Annotated in this window: 8 protein-coding genes; 1 reads left to right on the top strand and 7 read right to left on the bottom strand. The window is 69.1% G+C overall.

From position 1 onward, the window contains the following. Positions 1–119: 119 nt before the first annotated feature. The 7 genes from ACGF5G_RS29530 to ACGF5G_RS29500 all read right to left on the bottom strand — a co-directional run bounded on the left by ACGF5G_RS29530 (position 120) and on the right by ACGF5G_RS29500 (position 8,943). Positions 120–737, bottom strand: a complete 618-nt coding sequence (locus tag ACGF5G_RS29530) for a TMEM175 family protein (protein ID WP_393268713.1) — start codon at positions 735–737, stop codon at positions 120–122. Positions 738–1,497: 760 nt separating this feature from the next. Beyond that, positions 1,498–3,168 carry a glycoside hydrolase family 13 protein gene (locus ACGF5G_RS29525; protein WP_393268711.1) on the bottom strand — a complete coding sequence of 557 codons (1,671 nt, stop codon included), beginning with the start codon at positions 3,166–3,168 and terminating at the stop codon, positions 1,498–1,500. Positions 3,169–3,203: 35 nt separating this feature from the next. After that, positions 3,204–4,073 carry a carbohydrate ABC transporter permease gene (locus ACGF5G_RS29520; RefSeq protein ID WP_393268709.1) on the bottom strand — a complete coding sequence of 290 codons (870 nt, stop codon included), beginning with the start codon at positions 4,071–4,073 and terminating at the stop codon, positions 3,204–3,206. After that, positions 4,063–5,022 carry a carbohydrate ABC transporter permease gene (locus ACGF5G_RS29515; RefSeq protein WP_393268707.1) on the bottom strand — a complete coding sequence of 320 codons (960 nt, stop codon included), beginning with the start codon at positions 5,020–5,022 and terminating at the stop codon, positions 4,063–4,065. The genes ACGF5G_RS29520 and ACGF5G_RS29515 overlap by 11 nt, the downstream gene beginning before the upstream one ends. Then, positions 5,019–6,293 (bottom strand): ABC transporter substrate-binding protein, encoded by a 1,275-nt coding sequence (locus tag ACGF5G_RS29510; protein WP_393268705.1) that lies wholly within the window; start codon positions 6,291–6,293, stop codon positions 5,019–5,021. The genes ACGF5G_RS29515 and ACGF5G_RS29510 overlap by 4 nt, the downstream gene beginning before the upstream one ends. A gap of 14 nt (positions 6,294–6,307) precedes the next feature. Then, positions 6,308–7,903, bottom strand: a complete 1,596-nt coding sequence (locus ACGF5G_RS29505; RefSeq protein WP_393268703.1) for an FAD-dependent oxidoreductase — start codon at positions 7,901–7,903, stop codon at positions 6,308–6,310. Continuing rightward, positions 7,900–8,943, bottom strand: a complete 1,044-nt coding sequence (locus ACGF5G_RS29500; protein ID WP_393268700.1) for a LacI family DNA-binding transcriptional regulator — start codon at positions 8,941–8,943, stop codon at positions 7,900–7,902. Before ACGF5G_RS29500 ends, ACGF5G_RS29505 begins: the two co-directional genes overlap by 4 nt. A 79-nt stretch (positions 8,944–9,022) precedes the next feature. On the opposite strand from ACGF5G_RS29500, the gene ACGF5G_RS29495 reads away from it, so the two are divergent. Beyond that, the gene (locus ACGF5G_RS29495) at positions 9,023–11,518 is read left to right on the top strand and encodes a hypothetical protein (protein ID WP_393268699.1); all 2,496 of its coding nucleotides are present in this window, start codon (positions 9,023–9,025) and stop codon (positions 11,516–11,518) included. Positions 11,519–11,803: the final 285 nt, after the last annotated feature.

Raw genomic sequence — 11,803 nt, 5'->3', positions numbered from 1 at the left:
CTGCTCGGGCGTCGGGGAACTGGTCCGGACGGGCAGGGACCCGCTCGAATTCAGGTGCATCTCCCGGCGGCGAGCAGTGATCGACGACTGGGCCGACCGTGCCGTGCTCACCGCCCTGATCAGGAGTCGGGCGTCTCGTGCTGGCGGACCGCCCGGTCGATGCGGCGGTCGGGTACGACCCACATGATCGCCACGACGACGAAACACGCCAGGGCTAGCCCAACTCCGACATGTCCGCTCCTGTCGATCAGCAGAGCGCTGAGGATCCCCGCGACGTAGAGAACGGGCGAGGCCTTGCCCTTGATGTCAGTGCCGATGGCCCGCCTCAGCACCGACGCCGGTCCCTGCTGCCGAATGATCACCGTCTGGAGCACGAAATATGCGATGGCCGCGCTGAGCAGGTTCAGACCGTAGATGACGACTGGGATCGGCTCGAACCTTGAGTCGTCGACCCAGGCCGTCGTTAACGGGAACAGCGACAGGCAGAACAGTAGCGCCAGGTTCGCCCACAGTACTCCGCCACTGACCTGCCGTACCAGATGGAACATATGGTGATGGTTGTTCCAGTAGATGCCGACATAGACGAAGGTGAGGAGATACGTCAGCAGCCCGACGCCGGTCGTGCGGACAAGGTCAGAGAGGTCGTGACCTGCCGGGACTTTGAGCTCCAGCACCATGATCGTGATGATGATGGCAAGGACGCCATCACTGAACGCCTCCAGCCGGTTGGTCGGCACCGCACGACCCTCCTTCTTCCTCAGTCACGCGGTCGTGCACCGCGACCTGGTAGGGGACAAGCACAATCACGGCAGGCCCATGAGGCTTGAGCGACCGGCTCGGGGCCGAGCATGCTCGTCATGCTCGAACTGCCGGACGACCTGTCACGGTTGCAGCCCGGTCAGATCGTCCATCTGCCACCGCCGCGGTCGGCCCGGCTGCCGATGCCTGGGCGATCACGCTACCGACCGTGCCGTTCTCCGCAGCCGACCGCTTCGATCCCGCAGCCTTCTGCCCCGGCAAAGACGGACCGGGATCACCAGAACGGCGATCCGCGGCGAGATCGTCAATCTACCTGGAAACGACCTGTCCGCACTGACCAACCGAACCTTCGACCTCCCGATCAACCCGTACGCTGGCTACGTCGACGCGAGCGTCTACCAGCCGGCCCCGACTCGACACGAGCGAGCGGCGTCGCCCGCCAGGTACCGCGTGGAAGATCGGTGACGGGGTCGGTGCGGCGCCCGCCTTCGCCGACCTGTGCCGGTTCTACCGGATGGCCGCCGCCCGTGGCCAAGCGGTGCTACTCGCCATCACCTGACGCTGCCCTGTGACGCCACCGGTCGGGTGGGCCGGCAGCATCGCTGGCAGGTCGCCATGGAGCACATACCGGTGACCGTGGCCGACCCACCGGAAGGCAGGGAGTCGGCTCGCCGGCCCAGCCGGCGGTCGGGGTGCGGAGAACTTTGCCAACGCCTGCCGTCGATCGGTCCCGTCTCGCTATCCGGGCACCACCCAGACGGCCGTGTCCGGCGGCAGCCAGCCCTCGTCCAACGGGCCGCTGCCGAGCACGACCGTCCCGGCGACCGGAGACTCGATCGGGCGGCCCGACAGGTTGACCACACAGGCGAACGCTCGATGAGACCCCCGGGTAAAGGCGAGAACCCCATCGGGTGCGGGCAGCCACGCGAACGGGCCGTCGCCGAGCGCCGACTGCCCGCGCCGGCAGGCCAACGCGCGACGGTACAGCTCCAGCATGGAGTCGGGGTCGCCGGTCTGCGCCTCGACGGTATGGTCACGCCACCCGCGCGGCTGCGGCAACCACGGCTCGCGCGCCGCATCGGCCGGACTGAAGCCGAACGGCGGCTCCTGGCCCGACCACGGGAGGGGTACCCGGCACCCGTCCCGTCCGAGGTTCTCGCCGTGGGTGCGGAAGAACATCGGGTCTTGGCGCAGCGCGGCGGGAATGTCCTCCACCTCCTCGAGGCCGAGTTCCTCACCCTGGTAGAGGTAAACCGAGCCGGGCAGCGCCAGATTGAGCAGCAGGGCAGCGCGGGCCCGACGCCGGCCGAGCGCCCGATCGGTGGGTGCGCCGAGCTGGCGGTATTGAAGGGTGAACGACGTGTCGGCGCGGCCGTAGCGAGCCACGTGCCGAGGCACGTCGTGATTGGACAGCACCCAGGTGGTCGGGGCGTTGACCGGGGCGTGCAGCGCAAGGGTCTCGTCGATGACCTGGCGCAGCGCGGTCGCGTCCCATGGGCAGCCGAGAAAGGCGAAGTTGAACGCGGTGTGCAGTTCGTCCGGGCTCAGGTACGCGGCGAGCCGTTCGGCGTCCGGCAGCCAGAGTTCACCGATCAGCGCGCGCGGCTCCGGGTAGCTGTCGGCGATCGCGCGCCACGCCCGGTACACGTCGTGCACCTCGTCCCGGTCGGTGTACGGGTGCGGGACCGGAAGGTCGTCCGGGTCGAAGTCGGCGAGCTCGCCGTCCTTCATCAGCAGCGCGGCCGAGTCGATCCGGATGCCGTCCACCCCGCGGTCGAGCCAGAACCGCAGCACGTCCTCGAACTCCTCGCGGACCTTCGGATGCTCCCAGTTGAGGTCGGGCTGCTCGGGTGCGAACAGGTGCAGATACCACTCGCCGGGGCGGCCGTCAGGGTTGACTGTCCGGGTCCAAGCCGGACCTCCGAAGATGGACTGCCAGTCGTTGGGCGCCAGTTCCCCGTCCGCGCCCCGCCCCTCGCGGAACCAGAACAGGTCGCGCGCGGCCGAACCCGGCCCGCTGTGCAGCGCCTCCACGAACCACGGATGCGCGTTCGAGCAGTGGTTCGGCACCACGTCGACGACGATCCGGATACCGAGCGCATGCGCCTCGCGGATCAGGTCCTCGGCCTCGGTCAGGGTGCCGAACACCGGGTCGATGGCCCGGTAGTCGGCGACGTCGTAGCCGGCGTCCGCCTGCGGCGAGGCGTACCAGGGGTTGAACCAGATCGCATCGACGCCGAGACCGGCCAGGTGGCCCAGGCGCGCGCGGACGCCCGCCAGATCTCCGATGCCGTCACCGTTGCCGTCGGCGAAACTACGCGGGTAGATCTGGTAGATGACGGCGGAACGCCACCATTCGGCGGGCACCGAGCGCGCCTTGTCCGGCTCAGGGGTTTCGATCTCATCCACGGAACGACCTGCTTTCTCGTGCATCCGCCATCCCGTCAGCCCTTCAGCCCGGAGTGCGCGATGCCCTCGACGAAGTGCCGCTGCGCTGCGACGAAGACGATGAGCATGGGCACCACCGACAACGTGGCTGCCGCGAGCTGGGTGCTCCACATCTCTCCGCCGTAGGGGTCCGTGTAGCGGGGCAGGGCCTGGGGCAGGGTGAACAGCTCCGGTGACGTGAGGTACACCGTGGGCTCGAGGTAGAGGTTCCACGAGGCGAGGAACGTGAGGATGGCGACGGCGGACAGGGCGGGCCGCGCGAGGGGCAGGCTGATGCGCCACCAGATCCCCGTATGCCGTAAGCCGTCGAGGCGGGCGGCCTCCTCGAGCTCGACCGGCAGGGCGATGAAGAACTGCCTCATGATGAAGGTCGCCAGGACGCAGGGTGCCGCCAGAGCGGTCACGAGGATCAGCGGCCAGTGGGTGTTGACGAGGCCGGCCTGCTTGAACATCTGGAACAGCGGCACGATGGTGACCTCGCTCGGGACGAGGAGGCCGGTGAGGACGACGATGAACAGGACGTTGCGTCCGGCGAACCGGATTCTGGCGAAGGCGTAGCCCGCGAGACTCGAGACCAGAAGCGTGATGAGGGTTACCGCGGTCGCGATGTAGAGGCTGTTGAAGTACTGCCTCGCGAAGGGCTGGAAGGTGAAGACCTCCGCGTACGCGGCGGTCGTCGGCGAGGCGGTGAACATCGTCGGTGGTGCCTTGAATATCTCGCTCAATGGCTTGAACGACGACGTGACCATCCACACGGTGGGGATGACGAACGGGGTGGCGAGCAGGGCGAGCGAGCCGATGAGGACGGCGCGGCGGACCACGCGGGCGCCGCGGCCGGGTCGGGCGGTGGCGGTGTCAGGCCTCATAGAAGACCCACTTCCGGCGAAGCTGCCACTGGAGCAGCGTGAGGAGCATGACGAAGGTGACGAGCATGAGCGCGAGCGTCGACCCGTAGCCGATGTTGTTGAACTCGAAGGCCTGCTGGAAGACGTAGTAGACGAGCACGGTGGTCGACAGGCCGGGGCCGCCCTCGGTGAGCACCGCGACCTGAGCGAACGCCTGGAGGGCGCCGACGACTGTGATGATCGCGGTGAGCAGGAGGGTCGGCGAGATGAGGGGCAGGGTGATCAGCCGGAAGATCGTCCGGTTCGAGGCTCCGTCGATACGGGCCGCTTCGTGGAGTTCTGACGGCACCCCTTGGAGCGCGGCCAGGAACAGGACCATGTTGACGCCGACGCTGCGGATGACCTGCGTGACGATGACGGATGCCATGGCGGTGTCGCCCTGCTGGAGCCAGTTCGGGCCGTCGACGCCGACGAGCGCGAGCAACCCGTTGACCCCACCGTTGTCCTGGAGGAGGAATCCCCACACGAGCGTCCAGGCGACGACCGAGACGACGACTGGGGAGAAGAACAGGGTTCGGAAGAGCGCAGTGCCGCGGAAGCGCCGGTTGAGCAGGACCGCGAGGAGGAGCCCGAGGGTGATGTTGAGGACAACGACGCCGAGGGAGAAGACGGCGGTGGCGCCGAGCACTCTGGGTAGCTGCGGGTCCCGGAACAGTTCCGCGTAGTTGTCTCCCCCTACGAACGTGAGCTGACCGGTGAAGATGTTCCACTTGTTGAGGCTGTAGTACACGGCGAGAACGACGGGAACGATGACGAAGGCGAGCACGCCGAGCAACTGCGGTGCGATGAAGAGGTAACCGACGAGGCCCTCACCTCGCCGGGTGCGCTTGGGACGGCGCCGTGGCGGTGGCCCTGCGGCCGGGGCGACGTCGTGCTCCGCCCCGGCCGTGAGAAGCGGTCCGGTCGTCACTTGGCGAGGACGGGGTCGAGGGTGGCGCAGACTGATCCGAGCACGGCGGGCACGTCGGCCTTCTCGGTCCAGAGAGCGTCGAGGGCACCCTTGCCCCTCTTGGCGACCTCGGCCGGGTTCGTGTGGTTCGGCAGGGTGACGGCCCCGCCCAGTTGGTCGACGACGACGGATTGCAGTTGGGCGGCCGAGAGCTTCTTGTTGTTCTCCGCGAGCTTGTCGCCGGTGAGCAGCGAGGCGCGCGGCGGCGGGAAGTACTGCGCGAGGAGGCGGGCGTTCTCGGGGTTGGTCAGGTATGCGAGGAAGTTCGTCGCCTCCTCCACGTGACGGCTGGAGGCGAGGACTCCGACGCCGGCCTGCCCGATCACCGAGTAGGCGCCGGCCGGGCCCTTCGGCAGGGGGAGTACGTCGAAGGCGAAGGAGCCGTCGAGCAGTGACGCGCGGGAGACCTGAGCGACGGTGAAGGCGGCGTCGCCGGCGAAGAAGTCGACCTTCGTCCCCGGCCCCGGCATCGACTTGTCGACGAAGGCCGCGTTGTGGAGGAAGCGCATGGCGTCGGTCATCTGCGGGCTGTCGAAGGTGCACGTCTTCCCGTCCGGCGACCATGCCGAGGCGCCCCAGCCCGTCCAGACGGTCGCCAACATGTTCCACGACGAGTAGTCGAAGTCGCGTACGACGAAGCCCGCCTTGCCGGTCGCCGAATGGACCGCAGCCCCGATCGCCGAGACCCGATCCCACGTGAGGCCCGCGGGGTCGAGCTTCTGCCCCGCGCGGGCGAGAAGGTCCTTGTTGACGTACAGCGCGAAGGGCGAGTTCGAGAACGGGTAGGCGAAGAGCTGACCGTCGGCCGAGAACTCGGCGGTGACGCTCTCGAGGAGGTCGTCGTAGCCCCACTCCGGTGTTGCCTTGAGGCGGTCAGTCAGCGGGACGAGCGCCTTGGCGGAGATGAGGTCCTTCGACAGGTCACCCATCCAGACCAGGTCCGGGGAGTTGCCGCCGGCAATCTGTGTCGTCAGCGTCGAGTTGTAGTCGGCGAAGGGGAGGCTGTCGAAGGTGATCGACTTGATGGCCGGCCGGGAGGCCTTGTAGGACTGCGCGATCGAGTCGAGCAGTGCCAGCTGGTCCTTGTTCGACGTCCAGACCGTCATGCGGAGGTCGACGCTGCCGGGCGCGGCCGACGAGGCCTGCGGCGACGCGGCGGAGCAGCCCGACCCGGCGAGCCCGACGGCTGTCGCGAGTGTGAGGGCGGTGAGAAGCTTCCTTCGGGTGAACATGGTCTTTCTCTTCTCTAGTAGCCGGTGATGTGGGGCCAGTGGATCTCGACGCCCGCCTCGACGAGGCGGGCCTGGAACTCGGCGACGAGGGCCTGGTCGGCGAGGACGGCGGCCGGCAGCACGGATCGCTCGATGCAGAAGGCCGCGAGCTCGCCGGCGGCCTCGCCGACGTTCCACTCGACCGGGTGCAGCCGGTACGCGCCGTTGGTGATGTGCGTCGTGCCGATGTTCTTCGCTGCGGGCAGGAGGTTGGTGGTGCGCAGGGGCACGAGCGCCCCGAGGGGGATCTCGAAGGGCGCGCACTCGACGTCGATGTAGTTGTCGCCCCCGGTGGAGGGGTGAAGGTCGATCCGGTACATCCCGACGCCGACGGACGCCTCGAAGCGCGCGGGATCCGCGTGACCGCGGGCGGCGACGGAGACGTCCTGCTCGACGATGGTCCGGTGGGCGCGGATCCGTCGTGACTCGCGGATGTACGGGGCCTGGGCGAAGCCGTCGTCGGTGCCCACGACGTCGCCGCGAAGGCGCAGACCCGGCCAGCCACGGCCCCCGTCGGGTCGCGGTGCCTCGGTCTGCAGCCAGTAGAAGTACGCCCGGGATTGGGCCTTCGCGGCGGCGAGGTGCTTTTCCCGGTCGGCGACGTCGATGATCGAGCCGCCGACGTAGTCGAGCTGCGGCCAGTTGGCCAGGACGATGTCGCTCTCGTAGAAGCCGGGCCGGAAGTTGCGCCGAGCGGCGATCCTGCGGAACTGCCACAGGTCGCGGTCGCCCGGGTCGACGCGCGGGTCGCCGGTCGGGTCCTGCTCGGGGTTGACGTGGAGCGTACGTGCCTCCGGCTCCAGGGTTCGCGGATTCGGGGCGGTGAACGACAGCATCGGCGCTCCCCAGAAGGGCAGCTCGTGCTGGCGCCACTCGTCGTAGTTGGCCGGGCGTTCGATGGTGTGGTCGCCGGGCGCGTGGTCGAACGCGAAGCACCAGGCAATGGCCTGCACGTTGCTCACATCGGCCAGCTCCGGCGCGCTCGGCTCGCCGGTCTCGGTCCGTGACTCGGTGCCGACGACGTACTCGGTGTTGGTCAGCGGGAGCAGATCGCCGGTCTCCGTCGCGTCGAGCACGAAGGGCGCCGCTACGGTGGTGAGATCTCCGGACCGAAGGTCCTCGACCACGACGGAGCGGACCGTGTCGTCGACGACGACCGCGTCGACCGGGCGTGCCTGCTGCACCAGCACGAGCCGTCCGCTGGAGCGATAGGGCGCGAGCATCTGGTCGATGATCGCGACAGCGACTCTCGGCTCATGGCACAGCGCGCTGACGCGTCCCCGGCCGGGGTTGAGCGCGCGGTCCGTGCGAGCCTCCTCCGACAGGGGGTAGAAGGACCGGTAGTAGGAGCGGATCCCCTCCCGAAGCGAGCGATAGCGGGCGGTGACGCCGAACTGCTCGACCCACACGTGTTCGTCGGGCGGAACGGCCTGGGACGTCAACTGGCCGCCGAGCCACTCGTGCTCCTCGGTCAGCACGACGCGCATGCCGCGCTCGAGGGCGGCGAGGGCGGCCGCGACGCCGCCGAGCCCGCCGCCGATGATCGCGACGTCTGCGTTGATGGTCCTCATGCCGGCCGCCGTTCGACGACGGTCTCGCCGGCCTCGAGATCCGCGCTGAGAAGGCGTTGGATGTCGAGGGTGTCCCACTCCTCAGGCGCTGTGGTGATGAGCTGCTGGAGCAGGGTGAGCGCCTCCGCGGCGACCTGCCTGCGCCGCACGTGGAAACCGGTGAGGGCGCGCTCGCCGATGCGGTGCCCTCGTACTTCGGCGAGAGCGGCGACGGAGACAGCGTTCGGCACGTCGAAGCCCTCGGTGTGCAGGACGTGGACGACGTCCTCGGCGAGGAAGGCGTCCTCGGCGAGGACGAGCGTCGCCCCCGCGTCGCGCACGGTCCCGGCCACGGCGGTCAGGTCCTCGTCGGTGACGAGGGTCGTCCGGAGCCGGCGCGTGGCGGCGGGGGACTGCACGGCCCCGCGCCGGTCGCGCGCCGTGGCGGTCTCGCGGCCGCGGTGGACGTAGACGGCCCGTTCGTGGCCCAGCCCGACCGCCCGGTCAATGAGGTCCACGGTCGGGGCCGCGTAGTCGATCCCGACGTACGGGACCCGAGCGTCCGTCTCGTCCCGGCGTCCCACCGCCACGAAGGGGAAGCGCTCGTCGACGAGTCGATCGAGATCGGCCCCGTCCATCTCCTGGCCGAGGAGGATGCAGCCGTCCGCGAGCCCCAGGCGAGTCCTGCGGTGGAAGAGTTTGCGCCTCCCGTCTTGGACCGGCGAACTGGTGAAGAAGAGGAGGTCGCAGCCGAGCGTCTCGGCGCTGCGCTCGATGCCGTTGAGCAGCGGCCCGTAGAAGTCCATGCTCTCCGGGGAGAGGGCGGGCTCGTACGTGAAAACGCCGATGATCTGGTTGTCCAGGCCCGCGAGGCGCCGCGCCGCCGGGTCGGCGACGTAGGCCGATCGCTCGATCGCCTCCATGACCCGCGCGCGTGTCGCCGCAGGGATGCGCGCGGTGGACCCTTCCCGGTCGTTGAGGACCGTCGACACGGTTGTCTGGCTCACGCCGGCGATGCGGGCGATCTCGCGTTGAGTGATCTTGCGGGACTTGGACGTCATGTGGTCTCCACCGTGATAATCCGTATCTGCACCCGGGGATGGTGAAGATAATCCGTATCAGCGGTGTCGCGCAAGAGTCTTGACGGCGCCATCGCCGGCAGTCCACGATGGCGCCGACTCATCCGCAGATACGCATTATCACTCGGCGTCCGCCGGGGAGAGGAAGGTCGCCATGGCGTCACCACGGCCCCAACAGCCCAGCCTGACCCGGCGCGGGTTCCTCGGAGCGACCCTCGTCGGGGGAGTGCTCCTCATGGTCGAGCCGAGCCCGGTGAGCGCCGCCGCCACCGCGGGTGACATCGTGCTGTCGGCGGCGGGGATCAGCGTCGTCGGGAGTGTCGGTGGGCGGCTCGCGATCCGGGACGGGGCTGGCACCATCCGATCGCAGGGGTCGCGGTTCCAGGTCAAGGACCGGATCACGGGGATCCACACGTCGACCGGCGGCCTCCCGAGCCTCGTCGAAGGCGCGGACGGATCGCCGATGATCCGCATGGACTACACCTTCGGCCCGGCGGCGGGCGGGGTCGCCGTCCACGCCCTCGTGTCGGTGTCGACCGACCGCGCGCACATCGAATGGCACGTCTCGGGCCCCGAGACCCTCGTGCCCGAGGGGTTCCTCTTCAGCCGGGCGATCCTCAGCCCGACGGAGCCGGACGACTACGTCGCGGTGACCGAGTGGGTGCGAGACGGCGGGGGCGGCATCCCCTTCGAGGTGACCTCGGGCGTCGCGCACGTGTCGACGTGGGCGACCCTCCACGGCATGTTTCTCCTCCAGCGGTCCCGACAGGCCTGGACGAACTCGACGTGGATCCACGCGCCAGGAGTCCTCCAGAATGACGGGACATACCGGAGTGAAGCAGACTTCTTCTTCAGTGCGACCCGACCCTCGGCGACGGCGACCATCGGTCGTGGTCGCGACCTCGGCATCGAGCTGTGGACAAACCGCGACTTCAACATCTGGCAGGCCGGAGGCGAGCCGATGGAGGTGACGGCCCTGGTCGCGAACGGCGGCGCCAGCGACCGGGTCGTCAACCTGAGGTGGTGGGTCCGGGACTTCAACGGCGCGCAGCTCGCCACGGATGTCGCGCAGATCACCGTCCCAGCGCGGGCCGCACGGGAGCACACGTTCAGCCTCCCGGCCCCGCCCGCAGGCATCTGCGTCTCTGAGGTCACGGCGTCGTCAGGAGGGGACGAGGCCTTCGCCCGTACGAATCTCGCTGTGCTCGAACCACACACGTACCAGGCGGGTGCATCGAGCATGTTCGGCATGGCCAACTATCCGTGGCTGCAGCGGCCGTCCGCCGACGCGCTGCTCAACCTGTGGCAAGCCGTCGGGGTCAGTGTCGTCCGCATCTCGTATGCCGGGGGACCGGGCCTGCCGCCGAGCGCCTTCGACGAGCGGGGCATGCGCCACAACATCGAGCTCCAGCCATCCCTGCAGGTCACCGACGAGCAGGCCGCCGCCTGGGCCGCGTCGAGCCTGGCGACGGCGCTCGATGCGGGGGCAGGTTACTTCGAGGTTGGCAACGAGCTCAATCGCCCGTTCAACACCGGGCTGGCGGCGCAGGCCTACATCGACAAGGCGCTACGCCCGGTGGCGGATCGTGCCGCCGCGATCGGGGCGCCGATCAAAATCATGAACAACGGCCTGGCGGGCATGGACAAGCCGTGGCTCGAAAACTTCTACGCAGGCGGTGGCTGGGACCTCATCGACGCCTTCGCCTACCACCCGGGGCGGGGCAACTTCACCCCCGACTACGTGCCGGACGGTGACGACTGGGACGCGGGAAGCACGGGAACCTACTGGAACTTCCTCGGTGGCCTGCGGCAACTCAAGGCACTCATGGCCGAGTACGGCGAGAAGGAGATCTGGCTGAGCGAGGCGTACGCGTGCACCCGGCCGAACGCCTGGTGGAACGACACCTACCGGCACGCGGCGGAAAACGTCTTCCTCACCCTCGCGCTCGCCAAGGCGGAAGGGGTACGCGGGGTCTGCTGGTACCAGTTCCACGACAGCGTCCTCGGCAACCCGCAGGTGGCCGATCCGGGCAACGTCGAGTACCACTTCGGCCTGATGAACCGTGACCTCAGCGCAAAGCCGTCGCTTCTGGCCTACGCGAACGCGGCGCGGCTGCTCGACCGGGCCGACTTCATCGGGTGGCTCACGTTCGCCGACCCGAAGACCAAGGGGCTGCTCTTCGACACCCCGGACGGCGAGGCGGCGGTGCTGTGGAACCGCGCCGACGGCTACCTGCTCAACCCCGATCACGACCCGAGCGGGTGGTACTTCCCGGCCCCGGAGGTCTGGGTCGACCCGTGGCCGACAAAGACCGAGATCACGGCCGTCACGAAGGCTGACTCAGTGCGCCAGGTCGACTCCATCGGGCAGGTCACCGAACTGCCGGCGACCGGCCGCACCGTGTCTCTCGTCCTGGATGGCGCACCGCGCGTCTTCTACGGGCTCGCCCTCGTCGGGGCCCGCGACGATGCGGGCACCTGGGTCGCGCCGGGCGTGCTCCGCGTTCCCGAGGAAAGGGCGCGGTGGCGCCGGCAGTTGCGGGGCCAGCCCGGCTGAGGCTGTCCCGGGCTTGCGCGACGCCAGCGGCACCCGCGACAACCCGACGGCCCGGACCGCGAAGGTCCGGGCCCGTCGGCCCCTCGGCCAGCGTCCATCCGACCACTTCGCCGGCAACGGCCCGGGTACCCCGCGCGGCCCATCCAGTTTCCGTCCGCCCTGGTCATCCAGGCCGCGCTGGACCGCTACCAGACCCGCTACCGCCGGCCGGTCGCCGTCCACTACTGCCTCGACGGCAGCGGCTCGATGGGCGACAACGACGGGTGGAACGGGCGCCAACGACGT

The organism is Micromonospora sp. NPDC047730, assembly GCF_043204765.1.
Taxonomy (GTDB): Bacteria; Actinomycetota; Actinomycetes; order Mycobacteriales; family Micromonosporaceae; genus Micromonospora.
Note: the sequence above shows the minus strand (reverse complement) of the source record. Positions and strands in the feature narration are given on the sequence as shown.